Origin of the sequence: Brucella pituitosa, from assembly GCF_965577835.1 — a bacterium.
Classification (GTDB): domain Bacteria; phylum Pseudomonadota; class Alphaproteobacteria; order Rhizobiales; family Rhizobiaceae; genus Brucella; species Brucella pituitosa.
On record NZ_OZ264093.1, the window covers coordinates 985,228 to 1,005,737 of the forward strand.

Consider the following 20,510-nt stretch of genomic DNA (forward strand, 5'->3'; position numbering starts at 1 on the left):
ACTCTCCCAGCCCGCGAAATCGGAAGATTCCGCGGGTTAACGAGGCCGAGCATTTGCGTTTATGCGCGCTTCAGGCGCGCACTGCTGCGATCAATTTTTTGCAAGCGTTTCGGTTACAGGCTGCGGTACGACGACCACGCCCGGACGAATGCGTTGCAGGCCGTTCACGACGATATTCTCGCCGGGCTTCAGCCCGCTTTCGACAATGCGCAAGCCGTCATAGTTGCGGCCGAGAACCACCTGCCGGTATTCAACCTTGTTATCCGCGCCGACTACAAAGACGAACTTCTTGTCCTGATCGGAAGAAATCGCCCGGTCGCTCACCACCAGTTTTTCATCCGGTTCCGGCTCGCCGAAGCGAATGCGGACAAACTGGCCCGGAATGAGCCTTCCGTCCGGATTGTCGATTGCCGCACGAACCCGAATTGTGCCGGTTGTGGCATCGACTTCATTGTTGATGAGCTGGATATGGCCGGAAATCGGGGTGCCTTCATCGGAAGCCGTGCCGATCTGGACGGGAATGCGCTCGATGGCGCTTCCGCCCGGCGAGGCTGCAAGCTTGGCAAGCGCCTTGGTGACGACTTCCTCATTGGCGCTGAAGCTTGCATAGATCGGATCGACCGAAACAAGCGTGGTCAGGACCGGCGAGGCGGAACTTGCCGCAACGAGATTGCCCGCCGTGACTTCCAGCCGCCCGACGCGACCGGAAATCGGTGCACGCACTTCCGTATATTGAAGGTCAAGCTCGGCTGAACGCAGTGCAGCCTTGGCGGAACGTAAGGTTGCTTGCGTTTCGTCATAGGTGCTGGAGCGCTGATCGAGGCCGCTCTGGGCGATCGTACGGGTGGTCACGAGCTGCCGCCCGCGTTCCAGCTCGGTCTTGGCCAGCGCGACGCGGGCTTCTTCAGCGGAAACCTGCGCTTTTGCCTTTTCGACCGCTGCCGCATAGGGCTCGGGATCGATGGTGACGAGCAGATCGCCCTGTTTCACCAGAGCGCCTTCGCGGAAATGGGCTTTCAGGATGGCGCCGCCGACGCGTGGGCGAATTTCCACCCGGTCAATGGCTTCCAGACGACCGGAAAATTCTTCCCAGCTCACGATGCGTCGCGATTCTGCCTTGGCGACCGATACCGGCACGGCAGGCGGTGGAGTGGAAATATCGGTTGCAGCATCGGCCTTGAGGTGAGGCGCGCCGAAGAGAATGGCGCCGCCGCCAGCTGCAGACAATAGGATACTCAGGCCGGCGCCCCATAGGGCCCGGCGGGCTGTGATCGATGTCATTGTGTATCTCCTAACCGGTGGGGGCCGGCTTCAATGTGAGCACCAGATCAAAGCTTGGGAGGACTTTAAAACTGATGTTATGCTGCGATTGGCTTTGCTCCTGCCTGCCGGAAGAAATCGGAAAACAGGTCGATAAGTTTATGTTCCTGTGGCGACCAGTCGGTGCCCGCCACCTTGTTTTCGGCTATCCATCCGGCTTTTCCGGGCAGGACATGTGATTGTACCTTCACGCCCGCCTGACGGAGGCGCTCGGCATAGGCCTGCGTTTCATCGCGCATCGGGCACTGGGCACTGGACACAAGCAGAGTTGGCACCAGCCCCGCCAGACGCGTACAAAGCGCGGGAGCAGCATAAGGGTGCGTAAACCCTGCACACTCTCCAAGATAATTCTGCCAGCCATCCGCCATCGACTGAACCGCACTTTCCGGACAATATTTGCGGAAAGACGCTGTAGCGAGGCAGGGGTCGAGCATAGGCGAAAGCAATATCTGACCCTTGAGTTCTGCCAGATTTTGATCTCGCGCCATGAGCGCCAAACCGGCAGCAATGTTGCCACCCGCCTCTTCACCGGCGACGAACAGCATCGACTTCTTGTGCGCAAACTCCGGGCAACGTGCGCGCATCGAAGTCATAATTGAATAAGCCACCTCAAGCGCCGCCGGGAACGGATTGAGACAGGCCGATGAATATTCCGGCGACACGACTACCGCACCTGCCTCGGCAAGTGTTTCTGCAACGCGTTCGCAGGCACCAAGACAGCTATTCGAGAACGCTCCCCCATGCAGGTGTAAAACCACTGGCGGCGGTGAAAGCAACTTGGCACCGCGATAAATGCGCGCCGTGCAGTCGGTATCACCAGCCTGCATTGTTCCAACCGTAAATTTCTCGCACATCTTTCTTGCTTTCGTGACTAGTGGTCTATTTCCGACATTTATCGACAGGCGTAGCACTTAAGAGCGAATGTCGGAATCAAACCACTAGCGGCAAACTGCCATGTTGAGATAGTATCATTGTCTACTATCTGGAATAGTCACCTTAAATTGGTTACACTATCCATAATCTCGAACAATGATGGCTATTGAAAATGGATCAACTCTCGGCCATGCGCGCTTTTCTCCGGGTCGTTGAAACCGGGAATTTTACGCGCGCCTCCGCGTCTCTCAATGTGCCTAAAGCCACGATCAGTAATCTCATTCAGGGATTGGAAGCCCATCTTCGTACAAAACTCCTCAATCGTACGACCCGCCGTGTTCTCGTAACACCGGACGGCGCACTTTACTATGAGCGCGCAGCACGATTACTGGCCGATCTCGCGGAACTTGACGGCAGCCTGTCGAGTGCTCAGACCTTGCCCAAGGGGCGTCTGCGCGTTGAAATGGCGAGCGCGGTCGCCAATCTGATCATCATTCCGGCGCTGATCGAGTTTCACCAGCGTTATCCGGATATCCAGATCGATCTCGGCGTATCGGACCGGCCTGTCGATTATGTGGCGGAGAACGTCGATTGCGCCATCCGCATTGGCGAGCTGGCCGATCAGTCGCTGATTGCGCGGCGCATCGGCGACATGCATTTCATCGCCTGTGCTTCCGCCGAATATCTCGACCGTTGTTCCACGCCGCTCCATCCATCCGATCTGAGCAGGAACTGCACGGTGGTCGGCTATTTCCGCCCCACAACTGGCCAGCAGATGCCGTTCCGTTTCAAAAAAGGGACGGAGGAGATCGAAGTCAATGGGCGCTACGTCGTGGCAGCGAACGAATCGACCACCTATCTCGCCGCTGCGCGCGCTGGATTGGGCGTGGTGCAGGCACCTTTGTTCATGGTGAGGGACGACATCGAAAACGGCACGTTGCGCCCTGTCCTGCAGGAATGGCAGATCGAGCCGATGCCGATTTATCTGGTTTATCCACCCAACCGGCATCTCAGCAACCGCCTTCGCGTCTTTGCCGACTGGGTGGTCAAGACAGTTGCCAAGTCGCAACTTACCGATCCTCAATAGGCTGTTCTGTCTAACTGCTTGTAATATAATTGCTAATTAGCTTGGCCTTGACAGCATGGATGGAGTTCAAAACCGGTTGACGGAAATGGATTAATTATTCAGTTTTTATTGACTTGTTATATTAGTAAAGCAGAATAAGCCGATCCCGACACGGAGACTCTATGGCGACTGAAGGACTTGGACAGACACTTGGGCCCGCAGTGGTTCTGCTCGCCGCCGGAGTTGTGGCGGTGCCGCTGTTTCGGAAACTGGGTCTCGGTTCGGTGCTGGGATATTTCGCTGCCGGTGCTCTGGTGGGGCCTTCGGTTTTCGGGTTCTTCACAGATCCCGCTACGATCCTGCATTTTTCCGAGCTTGGCGTGGTGATGTTCCTGTTCGTTATCGGACTTGAAATGCGCCCCGGCAAGCTCTGGACAATGCGGCAGCAGATATTCGGTCTCGGTCTTGCACAGGTTCTCGGCTGTATCGTCCTTCTGACGGGGACGGGGGTTCTTCTGGGCCTATCTCCGATAACGGCCTTGATCGCGGGGGCCGGTTTCGTGCTGTCGTCCACAGCCGTCATCATGTCGATACTGCAGGAGCGAGGGGAAATCGCCACGCCCGATGGCCAGAAGGCCGTCTCCATCCTCCTGCTTGAAGACCTGATGATCGTGCCGCTGCTGGCGCTCGTTGCTTTTCTTTCACCTTCCCAGCATGAATCCGGTGGAATCCTGGGCATTGCAACGGCCATTGGCGCTATTTTGCTGCTGATTGCTGTCGGGCGCTGGCTGCTTGATCCCTTCTTCTCCTTGCTGGCGCGTGCGAGAGCGCGCGAGGTTCTGACGGCTGGCGCCCTGATTGTCGTGCTCGGGGCGGCCCTGCTGATGGAAGCAAGTGGCCTTTCCATGGCGATGGGCGCTTTCCTGGCCGGGGTCATGCTGTCCGGTTCCAGCTACAGGCACCAGATCGAAAGCGACATTGAGCCATTCAAGGGACTCCTGATGGGACTGTTCTTTCTGGCTGTCGGCATGTCGCTCGATCTTGGTGTGGTTGCTTCGGACTGGTCCACAGTCCTCATCTTCCTCATTGCCTATGTGATTACCAAGGCAATCGGCATCTATGCCGTCGCCCGAATTTTCGGTTCCAGCCATCGTTCGGCGCTCGAACGGACACTGCTTTTTGCGCAGGGCGGCGAATTCGCCTTCGTGCTCTACACGTCGGCATTCGGTAACGGGCTGCTTTCAGCACGCGACAACGCGTTGTTTTCAACCGTCATCATTTTGTCGATGGCCGTTACACCGTTTGTGCTGCTTCTGGGTTCCCGGCTTCTGCGCGACGAAGCGCCGTCTCTCGAAGGCGTTGAATCCGCACACAATCTCAAAGGCCGGGTATTGATGATCGGCTTCGGGCGTTTCGGACAAATCGCGGCGCAATTGCTCCTTGCCCAGAGATCGGACGTTTCGATTATCGAGGCTGATCCCAACCGTATTCGCGAAGCTGGGCGGTTCGGATTCAAGATATTTTATGGTGATGGATCGCGTCTCGACATTCTGCATCATTCGGGCGCCGACGAGGCTGAAGTCGTCATGATATGCGTGGATGACCGGAAGACGGCCAACAGGATCGTGGATCTGGTCAAATCTCATTTTCCGGCAGCCAAGATCATGGTGCGCTCCTTTGATCGCACGCATTCCATTGAGTTGTTGAAAGCGGGCGTGGATTTCGAGTTACGCGAAACATTTGAATCCGCACTTCTTTTCGGAAAGGAAGCGCTTTGCGAGCTTGGCTTGGATGAAAGCCTGGCAGAGGACACGCTACGCGATATTCGCATGCGCGATGCTGAACGACTGACAGCTCAGGTGCAGGGCGATCTCTATTCTGGCCTTGAACAGCTGCACACCGGCGTTCCGGTTCCTGAACCTCTGACGCCACCCGGCAAGATTACGAAACTTGCTGGGGAAGAGGGATAAAATTGGGAAATAAGCCCGGTCACCGAGACAACCAAACGTAACCGGCGGCTTCTGGCTTTGATGCGCAACTCACGGCTTGTAAGCATCAAGGTTGGGACTTCAGTGGAGAAGTTTAACGAAGAGGCCTTTTCATTATCAACGGCCCGTTTGATTGAGGGGCTGTAAACCTCATGACAACGCGTATGGTTCTCGATTTAACAGAGGTCTTGTTTGCACATTCCATCAATGCCTGTTGGGCGCTGATAGCAAATACTTCACCGGCCTTGCGTACAGGCTGATAGTCGACTGTTACAACACGCGATAACTCACCGTCTGAGTTGTAAGTGACTTCGAATGTGGCTGAAGCCCTTTGGTAATCAACGCCTTCGGGGAGTATCCAGCACTTGGTTGCCATTTCTGTCACTATTTCCGCATCCGTGGCAGCAAGCGCGACGGCCGGATTCAATGCGAGTGCAGCAATTCCAAGTAATATCAGGTTTCTCATACGCCTCCCTTATAGACCAGTGATGAATACTAACCTAATATGGACAAGGTAGGTATGGAGAGGACCGATTGCCAGCGCAACACACTGGATCCGGTTCGCATCTCAGCAGACGACCCAAATTTCGGTATCGGCAAACGAAACCGTGCAAAGCCCTTCCGCGCAACAGATGCCAGAGGGTGTTTTCTTGGAAGGCCGCACCAAAACTATTCGTGTCAACGTGACACACACTGACCGCACGGGGCAAAATTCGGTCTCTAGCCGCGCTGAACCAGCAGGAACAGAGCGATGATCAAAATCACGAAGAGCCCCGCTGCAAGTGCTGCTATTCCCAAAAGGGTGAGCCATGTCCGCATGTTTCCGAGGCTTGGCAGCTGACCATCCGCTCCTCTTGTATTGAGAAACGCCAGTGCGGCAAGGACAACCGGTGTTCCTCCTCCAACGATCATCGCCATTGATCCTTCCTGAGAACTGGCGCGCCAGATAACTCCAAACAGATAAATACCAAGAACCGTTCCAACGATTAGGCAGCCGAGAATGATAATAATGCGCATGATATGCCTTTCGACCGCGCAGACGTTAGAGGCAATGATGTTCCGATATGGGGATGTCGAGTCAAGGCCGATGATGACGATACCCTATCCTACTCTGCAGTAAGTCGGAGGAGTGTGTCGAGGCAAATAAAAACCCCGCCGAAGCGGGGTTTTCGTCAAGCAGCTTTAAGCTCATGTATTTCTGCAAGTTCATCCTTAATGGCTGCGGCTTCCGTCTTAAGGTCATAGCTTGCCTGCATGTTCATCCAGAACTCTGGTGTTGTACGGAGGAACTTGGCAAGGCGCAAAGCAGTGTCTGGTGTCAAGGAAGTCTGTTCTTTAGCTAAGCGCTCAATACGAGTGCGAGGGACGTTTAATTCCTTGGCAAGCGCTCCAGCACTCATGCCAAGCGGAATAAGGTACTCCTCACGAAGGATTTCGCCGGGATGGACCGGGGGTAGTTGAATATTCGCCATGATCACCCTCCTTGGATTGTCTTGGCTGATATTAATGGTAATCAACAATCTCAACTTGTTCAGCGCCTGCATCCGTCCAAACAAAGCAAATGCGCCATTGGTCATTGATACGAATTGAATGCTGCCCTTCACGGTTTCCTTTTAAGGCTTCCAGCCTATTTCCGGGAGGTGAACGAAGATCATCAAGTTTAACAGCACTATCTATCATGGTGAGCTTGCGAATTGCCGACTTTAACAAATCTGCCGGGAAGCCTTTCGATGTCTTACCGCTGGCGACTGTTGCTGTAGTGGCATCCCTATAAGATCGTATCATCGCTTGCTCCTAGTTTTTGTATCATATCGTGATACATAGAAGAGTCAATGAGAAATGTATCGCCACGTGATACGTTCAATCTGGACACCAATGCATTAAGGAAAGCAATTGCGAGATAGTGTAAGAGAATTGCGGGGCGAGACGCGCGAGGTTTTACGCGGAACAAACACACGTCTTGATCAGGTTCTTGCTGTGTTGGCGCAGGATAAGAAATAGGGGAAAATGGAAGCAGAGGCATTGAGGGGTGCAAGGTGAACATCTTGCCACACCCGACTTAGGTGTGGTGGAACACCTTAAGAACCGATTGCTACACCTTGAAAAATATCAAAGTGATTTCAATTGCTTATAATGAAAGTGAGAAAAGGTTGGAGGCCTCACCCGGAATCGAACCGGGGTGCAAGGATTTGCAGTCCTCTGCGTAACCACTCCGCCATGAGGCCATCCGTAAGAGGTCTGTCAAATCAGTCAGCGCTCTCTTGAGCAGTTCCAATATTGATCCAGACACGCTTCGTCAAGCGGTTAGCCGTGATTGATTTATTTTTCTCCCAGGCTTTGTTGCGGGTTGTCGAGGGCAGTGTCATTCGTCCGGGTCACGGTCGGCGGGCGTTTGCGGGCGTGCGAGATTGCCTTTTGAGAATGTGTAGCCGGTTTCGACTGCGTTACGACCAAACTTGTTGCGCAAGCGATCGATAGCGCCTTCTGCGACCGCACGCTTTGTAGCCTGTGTGTCAACGAGATCCGGCGGGTCGGCGCGGTCGTCCGGCGAGAGTTCACCAACGCCAATGCCAAGCAGCCGGAACTTGGTTCCATCCAGTTCTTTTTCCAGAAGCTGAAGGCCCGTACGGAAAATACGATCTGCAAGCTGAGTAGGATCTGCAAGCTGACGATTGCGCGTCCGCAATTTGAAATCTTGTGTTTTAAGCTTGAGCACGACCGTCCGTCCGGCAATGTCGCCAGCCTTCAGACGCTGCGAAACCTTCTCAGACAAGGCGCGCAGCACCGGCACCAGATCGCTCGCTTGCGAGAGGTCCTTGTTGAATGTTGTTTCGGCCGAAACACTTTTCATGTCGTGTTCGGGCTCAACTTTGCGGCTATCTTGTCCGCGGGAAAGCCTGAATAGCCGCTGACCCATGGTGCCATAGGCTTTCATGAGCGAACCTTCATCCATGGTCTGTAGTTGTCCGATTGTGCGAATGCCGTCGCTTTCAAGCTTGGCGTTGAAGGATTTTCCGACACCCCAGATCATGCTGACCGGCTTGTTACGCAGAAAATCGAGCGCTTCGGCTTCGCCGATGACCGAGAAGCCGCGCGGCTTCTCAAGATCAGACGCGACCTTCGCCAGATATTTACAATAGGACAGACCCACCGAAATGGTGATGCCAATTTCTTCTTCGACACGTTTGGCAAAACGCGCCAGCACAATCGCTGCTGGTGCACGATGCAGCCGCTCCGTCCCCCCCAGATCGAGAAATGCCTCATCAATGGAAATGGGTTCGACAAGTGGGGTAAGGTCGAGCATCAGCTGTCGGACTTCACGCCCGACGCGAACATATTTCTCCATATTTGGTTTAACCACAACCGCTTCGGGACAGGCCTCCAGTGCTTTGAACATTGGCATGGCAGACCGCACACCATGAATGCGCGCAATATAACAAGCGGTCGAAACCACGCCACGCGTGCCGCCGCCAATGATAAGCGGCTTGTCGCGAAGCTCTGGATTGTCTCGCTTTTCAACTGAGGCATAAAAAGCATCGCAATCGACATGGGCGAGCGACAATTTGTAAAGTTCTTTATGGCGAACCAGACGTGGACTGCCACAGGCACGACAGCGTCGCGCAGACTCGAGCTTTTGCAGCGACAAGCAATCGCGGCAGAAACCTTGCTCTGAACTATTTTCTGCGAACTGATCGACCATGGCTGCGTGCGATTTCATGAACATAAAAGGAACATCGTTTTATAGCACTAAAGCCTGGCAATGCCACCGCCACTCTCATGTCCTGTCAGCAGTGCACTTGACATTGGCAAGGATATCACCAAGTTTAGCATCATGAACAACCGTTTTGCTTCCATACTCCATCGGGTTCAACCGATCACGGGATAGCAACCCTCGAGTCCTGCTCAGCGCAGAGGATTCCGGGGGACGGTTTGCCGCTTGCCTTCAAGCGGAATTACTAAAAGCGCTTTCTTCCAAAATTCAATCAGTTACTCCGGACCGGAATCGTTACGGGGAACAATTATCATTAGACAGCAGTGAGCTATCGTCATGAGCGTAAAGAATCGCAAGAAGCCCAAGATCGTCGTCAGCGACATCGACCACGAACGCCTGACAATTCTGGCCGGGAACGTCTCCGAAAAGCTGGAGGAAGTGGCCGAGGAATTGTTGCAGGAACTCGACCGCGCCAAGGTGGTGCCGCAGAAGAAACTGCCGGTGGATGTCGTACATATGGGCTCGACAGTCGAATTTCGCTCCAATGACGGGCACGAGCGCAAGGTCACGCTGGTTTATCCGGGCGAGGCGGATATTGCTCAGGGCAAGATTTCTATTCTGACGCCAATCGGCACGGCACTTATCGGTCTGACGCCAGGTCAGTCCATGTCTTGGATTGCGCGCGACGGCAAAGCACATGAGCTGAGCGTTTTGAGCGTGTCGGCTGCAGAAGCTGCAAGCGCAGAGTAAATTTTAGTGACGTAAAAAAGCGCCTCGTAAGGGCGCTTTTTATATTGGAGAACTGTTGAGCTGGTTCAGCATTCGCTGTGCCGTTCTAAAGCATGTCGCGGAAAAGTGGGGACCGGTTTTCCGTTAACGATATGCGTAAAAACAAAGACTTAGAGCGCATCCCGAAAAGTGTGAAACGGTTTTCGGACAAAGATGCGCGTTAAAACAAATAATCAGATCGAAACGCGCTCTAAAGCGCGTCGTCTGGGCATGATAAAACGCGACGCGCTTTAAAGATGATGATTTAAGCCGCCGGGCAACAGTGAGGCTGCCTTTTCAATGGTCGCAGGATCGCGCCCAGTCTCTTCGCAAAAGCGTAGCAGGGTCGGTTCGTGGCCGAGATAAAACTGCAGAACGCCCGCCAGAAAACCCGGTTCCTGAGCAGCAGACCGAATTGACGAAACTTCTATGCCGGTGAGTGCGAGAAAACGCGGCATCAGATCCTTGTCCTGAGCCAGCCATACAAGTGCTTCGACTGCAAGGTTTTCTGCATCCGTTTGGCTCATGAGGCTTTTCATCTGCTTCTTCACTTTCGATCATTGTTTTGGCATTTCAGGCCCCGAAACGCCGATTCCTGTTCTTCTGGGATATATCTTACAATAGCTGCGCGACAACGTGAGATTTGGTGAATATTTGCCATTCGTCAATGAAATGCGCTTAGACTATATAGGAACGATATCGGTGTGATGGGCAGACAAACCTGTCTTTGAACAGGAAAGAATAAGGCCAGGGAATATTCGATGACCAAAAGTGTGATGATCGTCGAGGACAACGAACTCAATATGAAGTTGTTTCGCGATCTTATCGAAGCCAGCGGATATGAAACCATCAGGACCCGAAGCGGTCTTGAGGCGCTTGATCTTGCCCGCGAGCATCGCCCTGATCTTATCTTGATGGATATTCAGCTTCCTGAAGTTTCCGGGCTGGAAGTGACGAAATGGCTCAAGGATGATGAAGAACTGCGCCACATACCGGTGATTGCAGTGACGGCCTTTGCCATGAAAGGCGATGAGGAACGTATTCGTCAGGGAGGCTGTGAGGCCTATATTTCCAAACCGATTTCGGTTCCGCGTTTTATCGAGACCATAAAATCTTATCTGGGTGACGCCTGATCACTTCCAAGGCGGGGAAGTTTACGGCGTGAGGATCTGGGGGGCTAGGCAATCATGACGGCAAGAATTCTCGTCGTTGACGATGCGGAATCACACGTAAAGCTGCTGGAAGCTCTGCTCTTGCGCGAGTACTACGAGGTTGTGACCGCCAGTAACGGCGCAGAAGCCATCGAAATTTGCCTCGGTGGTCAGATTGATGTGGTCATACTCGATGTCTTGCTGCCCGAAATGGATGGCTTTGAAGTTTGCCGCCGCTTAAAAGATGACCCGCGCACTACCAATATTCCTGTTGTGATCCTGACAGCGCTGGATGGCGCAGAAGACAAAATCAAGGGACTTGAAGCAGGCGCAGATGACTTCATGTCGAAGCCAGTCAAAGATCTTCAGCTGCTTTCCCGCGTCAAGAGCCTTGCCCGGCTCAAGATGGTTTCCGACGAATTGTTCCAGCGCACCGGAACAGTTGCCGACACGGAAGTGGAAGCGCTGCTTGTCACTAAGCTCTCCGGTCGTTTTGGGGGCGGCGAGGATGCCGCACGCATTCTCGTTGTAGATGAGAACGAACTGGCTGCCGCTCGCCTTCGCATGATTTTGGGTGAAGATTATTTTGTCGATGTTGCGCATGATGCCAATGGCGCGCTGATCAAGGCGATTGAGAGTGACTACGACAGTATCGTCATTTCAGCCGATTTTACCTATTACGATCCGCTACGGCTCTGCTCGCAGATGCGTACAATCGAGCGTACAAGGCTTGTGCCGATCATCCTGATCGTGAACGAGGATGAAGGTTCGCTGGTGGTCCGTGCTCTTGAGCTGGGCGTAAATGACTATGTGATGCGACCTTTGGAGAAGCTTGAGCTTTATGCGCGGCTGCGTACGCAGATCAAGCGAAAGTGCTACAACGATCTTTTGCGTCAAAGCCTGCACCGCACAATCACCATGGCGGTGACAGACAGCCTCACAGGGCTGCATAACCGTCGATACCTTGATACACACATGCCGGTGCTGCTTTCGCGCGCTACGGGGCGTGAGCGGCCTTTATCAGTCGTTATGATCGACTTTGACCATTTCAAGCGTGTGAACGACCAATATGGCCATGATGGCGGCGATGATGTGTTGCGGGAATTCGCAGTGCGGCTGCGCAAGAAGATTCGTGGCATGGACGTCCTGTGCCGCTATGGTGGGGAGGAATTCGCGATCGTTCTGCCCGATACCGATATAATGGCGGCCGCCGCAGTGGCTGAACGCATTCGCGAAGCAGTTGCGGAGAAGCCTTTCCTGCTGGCCGGTGGCAAACACACTATAAATATGACGATCAGTATCGGCATTGCATCGCTGCGCCTTATGGGTGGTGACACTGCCGAGGCGCTTTTCTCACGGACTGATGCCGCATTATATGAAGCCAAGAAAAACGGCCGCAACAGGATTGTTCTGTCTGCTGCTTAGAGCGCATCCCGAAAAGTGCGAAGCGGTTTTCGGACAAGATGCGCGACGGATAAAAACCCATCCCGAAAAGTGCGAAGCGGTTTTCGGACAAGATGCGCGACGGATAAAAACCCATCCCGAAAAGTGCGAAGCGGTTTTCGGGCAAGATGCGCGTCAAAAAATGTTAAAGCGCATCCCGTGTGCAAACGAAAAAAGCCGTCTCGTAAGAGACGGCTTTTTGATTCCTGCCAGTGATGTCTGGCGGCGGAAACGAAAATTACTTGATCTTCGTTTCCTTGAAGTCGACGTGCTTGCGCGCAATCGGGTCGTACTTTGTCTTTGTCATCTTTTCCGTCATCGTGCGGCTGTTCTTCTTCGTTACGTAGAAGAAGCCGGTGTCAGCGGTCGACAAAAGCTTGATCTTGATGGTCGTAGCCTTGGCCATATCGAAATACCTGCTCTTTCATGATTAAACCGCTGCGAGTCTCGCCAATTGGCTAGAAGCGGAAATTCGGCGCGACACTACGGATTGAGGGCGAAAAGTCAACCCCGCTTCTTCCTTTGAACAAGTCTTATCGCAGCAAAGAGTGCAAAAGCTGCAAAAAAGATGCCAAGAGTGAGCGGGAAACCCTTTGGACCCATCGCATCCATGCCCACACCGACCGCTTGAGGTCCGGCGAGCATGCCGATTGCATAGCAGAAAACAAAGGCGGCATTGGCGGAAGCCAGTTCACGGCCGGTCAGCTCTGAACCAAGATGCGCGAGGCCGACCGTGTAAAGTCCGGCCACGACACCACCCCATAAAAACAGGACAGCAGCCATCAGGTACCAGCTCTGCATAAGATACGGCAGGGCGATCATGCCGATGAGGCCTGTCACAGCACAGAACAGAAGCAACTTGCGCCGGTCTGAAATACGGTCGCTGATGATGCCGAGCGGGATCTGCATCAGCACATTGCCAAGACCGATCATTGTCAGCAGCAGTGCTGCATCCCCTTCGTCATATCCGACTCGTGCGCCAAAAACCGGGAAGAGCGCGAAACCGCCTGTTTCAACGGCACCGAATACGAAGACCGCCATGGTTGCCGTCGGAACGGCAAAGATGAACGGCAGGAAGGGAACATGGTCTCCTTCTTCAAAATCCGGGCTGTCGCGCCAGGCGAGCAGCACCGGCACAATAGCGACCAGTATAATTGCAAAGCCCACATAGAAGGGCATGCCTCCCGCGCTGCCGATCTTCGAGAACAGCCAAGGCCCGAGGGCGAAGCCCATCGAAAGTGATGTCGCATAGATACCGAGTACAAGCCCGCGTTTTTCGGGTGGGGCCGAGGCGTTGATCCAGTACTCAGACAGGACGAACAGTACAGTCAGCGCAAAATGCAGCACGATTCGCAGTGCAAACCATGCCCAGAGCGGCTGCAGGAAGTGAAAGCCGAGGAAGGCGACGCTACCGATGATGAGCATCAGCACAATGGCGCGTGCGACGCCAAACCTGGCTGCAATAGGTGCTGCGAGTGGTGCGGCGACAATCGACGCAAGTCCTGCGACAGCCGTATTAGCGCCGATCAGGCTTGCTGAGTGACCGCGTGCTTCAAGAAGTACGCTCAGGAGGGGTATGCCCAAGCCAATTGCAGCGCCCATGGCGCTGATCGTGGCAATTGCTGCAGCAAGCGAACGCCAATGCATCTGGCCCTCATTCGGCCCGCCTTCCGGTTCCCGGGAGGCAAGATCGGCGGGGTGGATTTCTTTGTTCATAAGTTCAGATCACTTCACGGACAAAGCGGCCATGCCGCTTGCTGTATTGTGCCACAGGCAAGGTGGCAGGCAGGTCGAGCCGGGTTTCTGTGAGCAGCATTCGCGCTTCCTTTAGAATGGCCTGAGTAATACGGGCGACGTCGAGTTTATCAACTTCATCGATAGCCACCCAATCCAAATCTTCCAGTTCCCCACTTGGAACAAGTTTTGCTGTTTCAAGTTCCGGCAAGCTGTCACGAAAAACGATAAAAAAACGCGCATCAAACCGACGGACATTGCCGGGTGGCGTCACCGCCCGAGCGAAATAGCGTAGATCACCAAGTGCTGGCAACGCACCATGTTCAAGGAATGCACACCAATCCTTGTTATCAGGCATTATTATGTTGCTAGATGACAATCGTTTGGCAGAAAAGGGTTGATCAAAGGATGGCTTGTCAAAGGACGCGCGCGCAATCCGCAGTCCCGTTTCCTCGAAAGTTTCCCGGATGGCGCATAGTCCAAGCGCACGTGCTCGGCGCAGTGAAGCACGTGCTCCCATGCCTGTCATGAGTTTTTGCGTGTCGTTGGAACTAAGTTCTGTTGCCGCCGCTATTGCGCCATCCACTGCGTCGGCCCGTCCACCAGGGAAAACAAATTTTCCCGGCATGAAAACCAGACTGGAATGACGTTTGCCCATCAAAATGCGCGGCGTGGGGCCTGTCCGGTCAATCAACAACAACGACGCTGCATCGTGTGGACGCAGCGCCGATTGAGTTGATGACTGATTGGAACGGACGGGGGAGGTCACGGCAGAATCGCCTGTTAAGTGACGTCGCCGTAATCGCCTTCACCCTGTCCACCGAAACCGTGCATGAATAATGCCCATTGCAGGCCGATGGTCGCGCCCTTGATAGGCTGTAACAAGAGCAGGGACATGATCACAATCATCGGACCCCATATCGCCATATGAGCCCATAATGACAGGTTGGTTGTGGCTTCCACGCCCATGAATGCGCCAACCACGATGTGGCCGACGATGAGGATTGTCAGATAGGCCGGAAGATCATCAGCGCGCTGCTCCGTATAATCTTCACCACAGACAGAGCAATGATCGACTGGCTTTACGAAGGCGCGAAACAGCTTTCCCTCGCCACAATGCGGGCAGCGGCATTTGAATCCGCGCCAGAGAGCTTGGCCGAGAGGGCGGCTGGGACGTGCGGTTTTATGGCTTTCGCCGCCGAAAACCTGAACATGACTATTGGTGGAATTGGCCTCTAACGTGCTCATCTGCGACCTTTTCTCTTAGGGCCTGCTTTCTTCGACCCTGTTTTGGGGGAGCTGGAGAAGCCTGCTGGCTTTCCTTTGCGCCCGCGCATTCCCCTACTTGCCTTATGATGCGAACGTGTCGACATCGGCAGGGAATGCGGTTCTGAAACCATCTCAAAACGAAGCGCGCCCGCAACGGGGAGCGCTTCAACAAGCCTTACCGTGACAGTATCGCCCAAGCGGAAGCCTTTTCCGCTTCTTTCTCCGGCGATCGCATGGTTCGCTTCGTCATATAGATAGTATTCATCACCCAAAGTTGAAATGGGCACAAGTCCGTCTGCGCCATATGTCGCAAGAGACACGAAAAGACCGGCTCTGGTAACGCCTGTAACACGGCCTTCATAATCGTCACCAAGATGGGCGGCGAGGAAGTGCGCAATCAGACGATCAACCGTTTCTCGTTCGGCAAGCATCGCGCGTCGTTCAGTTGAAGAAATCAACGCGGCAGTTTCGTCGAGTTGCGATTCTTCTATTGTGGTCAGCCCATCGTTACCCAGTCCAAGAGCCTTGATCAGGGCGCGATGGACGATCAGATCGGCATAACGGCGAATTGGCGATGTGAAATGCGCGTATTTGTGCAAATTCAAACCAAAATGGCCGATATTGTCAGGGCTGTAGATCGCCTGACTTTGTGTGCGCAGCACAACCTGATTGACCAGTTCCTGATGATCAGTACCTTCAACAGCTTCGAGAATACGATTGAACTGGCCCGGTCTGAGTTCAGCACCCTTTGCGAGGTTCATATCAAGCGTGCGGAGAAACTCACGCAGGCTTTCCTGCTTTGCGAGTGCAGGCGCATCGTGAATACGGAAGATCAGCGGCTGGCGACGTGCTTCAAGCACTTCAGCCGCGGCCACATTGGCCTGAATCATGAACTCTTCGATGAGCTTATGCGCATCAAGCCGTTCCGGCACGATGACCTTATCGACCTTGCCGTCAGGTGCCAGCAGAATTTTCTTTTCTGGAAGGTCCAGCTCGAGCGGTTCACGGGCATCGCGACCACGCTTCAGTGCTGCATAGGCGTTCCACAGCGGCTTGAGAATGGTATCGAGTATAGGTGCGGTCTTATCGTCGGTCGCACCGTCAATCGCTGCCTGTGCTTGCGGATAGGCCAGTTTTGCAGCCGAACGCATCAGAATGCGGTGGAACTTGTGCGACTTCTTGTGACCGTTGGCATCGAACACCATACGCACTGCAAGTGCCGGGCGATCTTCCAATTCACGCAGCGAGCAGAGATCGTTGGAAATGCGTTCTGGCAGCATCGGTACAACCCGGTCGGGGAAGTAGACCGAATTGCCGCGTTTCAGTGCTTCACGATCGAGTGCGGAATCAGGGCGCACATAGGCTGCAACATCGGCAATAGCGACGACAACGATATGTCCGCCGGGATTATCCGGGTCCGTATCGGGCTCTGCATAGACCGCGTCGTCATGATCCTTGGCATCTGCCGGATCGATGGTGACGAGTGGAACCTTACGCCAGTCTTCCCTACCGTCCAACGTTGCAGGCTTGGCGCTTTCCGCTTCGCGGATCACATCATCCGGGAAAATATGCGGGATTTCATGTTCATGGATCGCAATCATCGACAGCGCTTTTTCACTGTCTATGGAACCGACCACCTGACGCACCTTGCCTGCTGGCAGGCCGTAGCGGCGTGACGATGTAAGCTCGACTTCGACCAGATCGCCGCTTTTAGCATCCTGTAGAGATTGCTGGTCCAGCTGCACTTCCGGCTGCTTACGGTTAACCGGCTCCAACCGCCATTCGCCGTTGCTCAACTTGCGCAACACGCCGAGCACTGCATTGCTGCTGTGGTCGATTACCTTGATGACGCGCGCTGAATATTCCGGACCGTCATTTTCCTTGCTGCGGAAAATCTTTGCCAATACGCGGTCGCCGACACCCACAGTGGGGCCATCGGAGGCTTTATTGAGACGCGTACGGCGGATCAGCACCACAGGTGCCTGACCGTATTCCACTTCGTCCCAGTCCGTTGGGCGAGCCACAAGGCCACCATCATTGTCGCGTCCCGTGACGTTCAAAGTGGTAATTGGTGGCAGTGAACCAGGGCGCGACAATTTGCGATCGCGCTTTTGAACGAGCCCTTCATCGGCAAGTTCACGCAACAGGTCTTTCAGATAGACGCGTGCGTCGCCCTTGATGTTGAATGCCTTGGCCAGCTCACGTTTGCCGGCGCGATCAGGATTTTCCTCAATGAACTTGAGGACTTCTTCACGCGTCGGCAAATAGGAGGCTGGGTTTCCGGACTGAGCGGCCTCGGATTTTGCCTTGTTAGCACGCCGCTCGGTCCTTGCGGACCGTCCGGTATCGGGTTTGGGGAAACGACGCGCCAATTCTTACTCCTCTGCCGCCTTCGCCTTTGCTTTGGAAGGGGCTTTTTTCTTAGCAGCCGGCTTCTTGGCGGCAGCTTTTTTCGGTGCGGCTTTCTTTTCGCCATCTGCGGTCTTAGCGGCAGATTTGCGTGCAGGAGCCTTTTTTGTTTTGGTGCTTCCGGCCTTGGCCGCAATCAGCACCAAGGCTTCTTCAAGTGTTACACTTGCCGGGTCTTTGCCCTTTGGCAGTGTAGCGTTGACCTTGCCCCAATTGACATACGGACCATAGCGGCCATCACGGACGGTGATTGAGCCGCCATCAGGATGATCGCCAAGCGTGGCAAGCGCTGCAGGTGTGGAACGTCCACGACCCGCACCCTTGGACTGTTTGTCGGCTAGTACGGCAACCGCACGGTTAAGACCGACCGAGAAAACTTCGTCTGCGTTTTCAAGGTTCGCGAAAGTGCCATCATGGCTGACATAAGGACCATAGCGCCCAATGCCGGCTGAAATCATTTTGCCTGTTTCGGGGTGTTGTCCGACATCACGCGGCAATGACAGAAGGGCCATCGCCTTTTCATGATCAAGTGTATCGACCGACCAGCCTTTCGGCAGGCTGGCACGTTTGGCTTCTTTGCCCTCACCACGCTGGATATAAGGTCCGAAGCGTCCGGTGCGTGCCGTGATCTCTTCGCCGGTGAATGGATCTTTGCCGAGTGACTTCGGCTCATCAGAAGCCGCTGCATCGCCATTGCCTTCACCGCCGAGCTGACGGGTGAACTTGCACTCCGGATAATTGGAGCAGCCGACAAATGCGCCATACTTGCCGAGCTTCAGCGAAAGCTGACCGGTTCCGCAAGTCGGGCAGGTGCGTGGATCGCTGCCATCACCGCGATCCGGGAAGGCAAGCGTTGCCAGTTCTTCGTTGAGCGCATCGAGGACATTGGTAACACGCAGTTCCTTGATGTCATCGACAGAGCCGGAGAAATCACGCCAGAAGTCGCGCAGCACGTCTTTCCATGACAGCTTGCCATCGGAAATCAGATCGAGCTTTTCTTCGAGGTCCGCTGTGAAATCATATTCAACATAGCGTTTGAAGAAGCTTTCGAGGAACGAAATAACCAGACGGCCCTTCGGTTCCGGCATAAGCTTGCGCTTGTCGATGGTGATATATTCACGGTCGCGAAGGGTTGCGAGCGTTGCAGCATAGGTCGAAGGACGACCAATACCGAGCTCTTCCATCTTCTTGATGAGAGAAGCTTCAGAATAGCGCGGTGGTGGTTCGGTCGAATGCTGCGTCGCATCGATCTTTTCACGTGCAATCGTTTCGCCGGAGCGGATTTCAGGCAGCTTTGCGCTGTCTTCGTCCTCATCTTCTTCTTCGCGATGATCCATATAGGCGGCGAGGAAGCCGTCGAATTTTGTGACGGAGCCGTTGGCACGCAGCATTGCCGACTTCGAGCCGTTCAAGGCTTCGATGTCTGCTGTCGTGCGTTCGATGTCGGCTGCCTGCATCTGACTTGCGATAGCGCGCTTCCAGATCAGTTCGTAAAGGCGTGCCTGATCTTCGTCGAGATAACGGCGCACTTCTTTCGGGTGGCGCATAAAGTCGGTTGGGCGAATTGCTTCGTGCGCTTCCTGCGCGTTCTTGGCCTTGCTGGCATAGTAACGTGGCTTTTCAGGCACGTAGTTCGGGCCAAAGCTTTTGCCAATCGCGTCGCGGGCAGCAGTAATCGCTTCCGGAGCCATTTGCACGCCGTCGGTACGCATATAGGTGATGAGACCGGTGGTTTCGCCGCCAATGTCCACGCCTTCATAAAGGCGCTGCGCCACCTGCATGGTGCGGGATGCTGAAAAGCCGAGCTGACCGGATGCTGCCTGCTGCAAAGTCGAGGTCGTGAACGGAGGGCCCGGATTGCGCTTGGTTGGCTTAGCTTCAACGGAGACTGCCTTGAAGCTTGCGCCTTCAAGCATGGTTCGGATTGCGCTTGCCTGCTCTTCATTCTTGATGTCGAGCTTGCCAAGACGCTTGCCATCGACAGCTGTGAGGCGTGCCGTGAAGTTGTCATTGCGTGGCGTTTTCAGAAGCGCGGCAATGTTCCAGTATTCTTCGCGGATGAAGCGCTCGATCTCGGACTCGCGATCACAGACCAGACGAAGGGCCACCGACTGCACGCGTCCAGCAGAACGGGCACCCGGCAACTTGCGCCACAGAACCGGCGACAAGGTAAAGCCGACCAGATAATCGAGAGCACGGCGAGCCAGATAGGCGTCAACCAGAGGCTCGTCGATGTCACGCGGATTGGCGATAGCATCAAGAACGGCCTTCTTGGTGATCGCGTTGAAGGCAACGCGCTTTACCGTTTTGCCCTTGAGAGCCTTTTTCTGGTTGAGAACTTCCAGCACATGCCACGAAATGGCTTCCCCTTCGCGATCAGGGTCAGTTGCCAGAAACAGTCCGTCGCTGTCCTTCAGCGCTTTGACAATATCTGCCAGACGCTTGGCGGAATTACTGTCCACTTCCCAGGACATGGCAAAATCTTCGTCCGGACGGACGGAGCCATCCTTGGCTGGCAGATCTCGCACGTGACCAAACGAGGCCAGAACCTTATAGTTCGAGCCGAGATATTTGTTGATGGTTTTGGCCTTGGCAGGCGATTCGACAACGACAACGTTCATTAAAGCAGCCTAGATTCGCGACCTTCCAAGGCAAAATGCCCTTTCATCGCGTTCAAATTGTTGCCTTTCACATGAACAGCGGTTTGCGTTTGGTCAAGAGCATGATGGCAAAATTCGTCAAATACAACCTAAGATTGCTGTTGTAGATTGTGAAGC

The 20,510-nt window shown here is 54.3% G+C and carries 19 protein-coding genes and 1 tRNA gene; 5 read left to right on the plus strand and 15 right to left on the minus strand.

Annotated elements, in window-relative coordinates; genetic code table 11:
- Window positions 1-90: 90 nt before the first annotated feature.
- Window positions 91-1,281 (minus strand): efflux RND transporter periplasmic adaptor subunit, encoded by a 1,191-nt coding sequence (locus ACSME1_RS15750; RefSeq protein ID WP_024900215.1) that lies wholly within the window; start codon window positions 1,279-1,281, stop codon window positions 91-93.
- Window positions 1,282-1,358: 77 nt separating this feature from the next.
- Entirely contained in the window at window positions 1,359-2,174 is an 816-nt protein-coding gene (locus ACSME1_RS15755) for an alpha/beta hydrolase (RefSeq protein WP_024900216.1), read from the minus strand.
- Between the two features lie 191 nt (window positions 2,175-2,365).
- Between ACSME1_RS15755 and ACSME1_RS15760 the strand changes: the two genes are divergently transcribed.
- Both ACSME1_RS15760 and ACSME1_RS15765 read left to right on the plus strand, forming a co-directional pair.
- Complete coding sequence (locus ACSME1_RS15760; RefSeq protein WP_024900217.1) at window positions 2,366-3,280, plus strand: LysR family transcriptional regulator; 915 nt, start codon at window positions 2,366-2,368, stop codon at window positions 3,278-3,280.
- 161 nt (window positions 3,281-3,441) lie between these two features.
- Window positions 3,442-5,229: a monovalent cation:proton antiporter-2 (CPA2) family protein gene (locus tag ACSME1_RS15765; RefSeq protein WP_105707582.1), complete on the plus strand. Its 1,788-nt coding sequence runs from the start codon at window positions 3,442-3,444 to the stop codon at window positions 5,227-5,229.
- A 112-nt stretch (window positions 5,230-5,341) separates the two neighbouring features.
- Here ACSME1_RS15765 and ACSME1_RS15770 read toward each other — a convergent pair whose 3' ends face one another.
- From ACSME1_RS15770 to ACSME1_RS15795, 6 genes are all read right to left on the minus strand, one after another.
- Window positions 5,342-5,713 (minus strand): hypothetical protein, encoded by a 372-nt coding sequence (locus ACSME1_RS15770; RefSeq protein ID WP_024900219.1) that lies wholly within the window; start codon window positions 5,711-5,713, stop codon window positions 5,342-5,344.
- Window positions 5,714-5,967: 254 nt separating this feature from the next.
- Window positions 5,968-6,264, minus strand: a complete 297-nt coding sequence (locus ACSME1_RS15775; RefSeq protein WP_024900220.1) for a hypothetical protein — start codon at window positions 6,262-6,264, stop codon at window positions 5,968-5,970.
- Between the two features lie 155 nt (window positions 6,265-6,419).
- The gene (locus ACSME1_RS15780; protein ID WP_024900221.1) at window positions 6,420-6,719 is read right to left on the minus strand and encodes a HigA family addiction module antitoxin; all 300 of its coding nucleotides are present in this window, start codon (window positions 6,717-6,719) and stop codon (window positions 6,420-6,422) included.
- Window positions 6,720-6,750: 31 nt separating this feature from the next.
- Entirely contained in the window at window positions 6,751-7,032 is a 282-nt protein-coding gene (locus tag ACSME1_RS15785; RefSeq protein ID WP_084486982.1) for a type II toxin-antitoxin system RelE/ParE family toxin, read from the minus strand.
- A gap of 366 nt (window positions 7,033-7,398) precedes the next feature.
- A tRNA-Cys gene (locus ACSME1_RS15790) sits at window positions 7,399-7,472 on the minus strand.
- A gap of 137 nt (window positions 7,473-7,609) precedes the next feature.
- A complete protein-coding gene (locus tag ACSME1_RS15795) occupies window positions 7,610-8,947 on the minus strand; it encodes a DNA polymerase IV (protein WP_100557227.1) in 1,338 nt (445 codons plus the stop codon).
- 348 nt (window positions 8,948-9,295) lie between these two features.
- On the opposite strand from ACSME1_RS15795, the gene rnk reads away from it, so the two are divergent.
- Window positions 9,296-9,709 (plus strand): nucleoside diphosphate kinase regulator, encoded by a 414-nt coding sequence (rnk, locus tag ACSME1_RS15800; RefSeq protein ID WP_036568655.1) that lies wholly within the window; start codon window positions 9,296-9,298, stop codon window positions 9,707-9,709.
- Window positions 9,710-9,978: 269 nt separating this feature from the next.
- Here rnk and ACSME1_RS15805 read toward each other — a convergent pair whose 3' ends face one another.
- Window positions 9,979-10,266, minus strand: a complete 288-nt coding sequence (locus ACSME1_RS15805; RefSeq protein WP_024900224.1) for a DUF3572 domain-containing protein — start codon at window positions 10,264-10,266, stop codon at window positions 9,979-9,981.
- A 222-nt stretch (window positions 10,267-10,488) separates the two neighbouring features.
- On the opposite strand from ACSME1_RS15805, the gene ACSME1_RS15810 reads away from it, so the two are divergent.
- The gene (locus ACSME1_RS15810) at window positions 10,489-10,860 is read left to right on the plus strand and encodes a response regulator (protein ID WP_024900225.1); all 372 of its coding nucleotides are present in this window, start codon (window positions 10,489-10,491) and stop codon (window positions 10,858-10,860) included.
- Between the two features lie 54 nt (window positions 10,861-10,914).
- The gene (locus ACSME1_RS15815; RefSeq protein WP_105707583.1) at window positions 10,915-12,303 is read left to right on the plus strand and encodes a PleD family two-component system response regulator; all 1,389 of its coding nucleotides are present in this window, start codon (window positions 10,915-10,917) and stop codon (window positions 12,301-12,303) included.
- Window positions 12,304-12,559: 256 nt separating this feature from the next.
- Here ACSME1_RS15815 and rpmG read toward each other — a convergent pair whose 3' ends face one another.
- From rpmG to topA, 6 genes are all read right to left on the minus strand, one after another.
- Complete coding sequence (gene rpmG, locus ACSME1_RS15820) at window positions 12,560-12,727, minus strand: 50S ribosomal protein L33 (protein ID WP_007878621.1); 168 nt, start codon at window positions 12,725-12,727, stop codon at window positions 12,560-12,562.
- Window positions 12,728-12,825: 98 nt separating this feature from the next.
- On the minus strand, window positions 12,826-13,968 hold the full coding sequence (locus ACSME1_RS15825; protein ID WP_105707614.1) for an MFS transporter: 1,143 nt from the start codon (window positions 13,966-13,968) through the stop codon (window positions 12,826-12,828).
- Window positions 13,969-14,041: 73 nt separating this feature from the next.
- Window positions 14,042-14,683, minus strand: a complete 642-nt coding sequence (locus ACSME1_RS15830) for an NUDIX hydrolase (RefSeq protein ID WP_432206031.1) — start codon at window positions 14,681-14,683, stop codon at window positions 14,042-14,044.
- A gap of 155 nt (window positions 14,684-14,838) precedes the next feature.
- Window positions 14,839-15,303, minus strand: coding sequence for a DUF983 domain-containing protein (locus tag ACSME1_RS15835; protein ID WP_024900229.1), 465 nt, complete (start codon window positions 15,301-15,303; stop codon window positions 14,839-14,841).
- Window positions 15,300-17,696, minus strand: coding sequence for a ribonuclease R (rnr, locus tag ACSME1_RS15840; protein ID WP_024900230.1), 2,397 nt, complete (start codon window positions 17,694-17,696; stop codon window positions 15,300-15,302). Before rnr ends, ACSME1_RS15835 begins: the two co-directional genes overlap by 4 nt.
- A gap of 3 nt (window positions 17,697-17,699) precedes the next feature.
- On the minus strand, window positions 17,700-20,354 hold the full coding sequence (gene topA, locus ACSME1_RS15845; RefSeq protein WP_024900231.1) for a type I DNA topoisomerase: 2,655 nt from the start codon (window positions 20,352-20,354) through the stop codon (window positions 17,700-17,702).
- Window positions 20,355-20,510 lie beyond the last annotated feature (156 nt).

Bases quoted from the DNA above. Each gene is read 5' to 3' on its own strand.
- ACSME1_RS15750 (WP_024900215.1), bottom strand. From the start codon at position 1,281: ATGACATCGATCACAGCCCGCCGGGCCCTATGGGGCGCCGGCCTGAGT.
- ACSME1_RS15755 (WP_024900216.1), bottom strand. From the start codon at position 2,174: ATGTGCGAGAAATTTACGGTTGGAACAATGCAGGCTGGTGATACCGAC.
- ACSME1_RS15760 (WP_024900217.1), top strand. From the start codon at position 2,366: ATGGATCAACTCTCGGCCATGCGCGCTTTTCTCCGGGTCGTTGAAACC.
- ACSME1_RS15765 (WP_105707582.1), top strand. From the start codon at position 3,442: ATGGCGACTGAAGGACTTGGACAGACACTTGGGCCCGCAGTGGTTCTG.
- ACSME1_RS15770 (WP_024900219.1), bottom strand. From the start codon at position 5,713: ATGAGAAACCTGATATTACTTGGAATTGCTGCACTCGCATTGAATCCG.
- ACSME1_RS15775 (WP_024900220.1), bottom strand. From the start codon at position 6,264: ATGCGCATTATTATCATTCTCGGCTGCCTAATCGTTGGAACGGTTCTT.
- ACSME1_RS15780 (WP_024900221.1), bottom strand. From the start codon at position 6,719: ATGGCGAATATTCAACTACCCCCGGTCCATCCCGGCGAAATCCTTCGT.
- ACSME1_RS15785 (WP_084486982.1), bottom strand. From the start codon at position 7,032: ATGATACGATCTTATAGGGATGCCACTACAGCAACAGTCGCCAGCGGT.
- ACSME1_RS15795 (WP_100557227.1), bottom strand. From the start codon at position 8,947: ATGGTCGATCAGTTCGCAGAAAATAGTTCAGAGCAAGGTTTCTGCCGC.
- rnk (WP_036568655.1), top strand. From the start codon at position 9,296: ATGAGCGTAAAGAATCGCAAGAAGCCCAAGATCGTCGTCAGCGACATC.
- ACSME1_RS15805 (WP_024900224.1), bottom strand. From the start codon at position 10,266: ATGAAAAGCCTCATGAGCCAAACGGATGCAGAAAACCTTGCAGTCGAA.
- ACSME1_RS15810 (WP_024900225.1), top strand. From the start codon at position 10,489: ATGACCAAAAGTGTGATGATCGTCGAGGACAACGAACTCAATATGAAG.
- ACSME1_RS15815 (WP_105707583.1), top strand. From the start codon at position 10,915: ATGACGGCAAGAATTCTCGTCGTTGACGATGCGGAATCACACGTAAAG.
- rpmG (WP_007878621.1), bottom strand. From the start codon at position 12,727: ATGGCCAAGGCTACGACCATCAAGATCAAGCTTTTGTCGACCGCTGAC.
- ACSME1_RS15825 (WP_105707614.1), bottom strand. From the start codon at position 13,968: ATGCATTGGCGTTCGCTTGCTGCAGCAATTGCCACGATCAGCGCCATG.
- ACSME1_RS15830 (WP_432206031.1), bottom strand. From the start codon at position 14,683: ATGCCGGGAAAATTTGTTTTCCCTGGTGGACGGGCCGACGCAGTGGAT.
- ACSME1_RS15835 (WP_024900229.1), bottom strand. From the start codon at position 15,303: ATGAGCACGTTAGAGGCCAATTCCACCAATAGTCATGTTCAGGTTTTC.
- topA (WP_024900231.1), bottom strand. From the start codon at position 20,354: ATGAACGTTGTCGTTGTCGAATCGCCTGCCAAGGCCAAAACCATCAAC.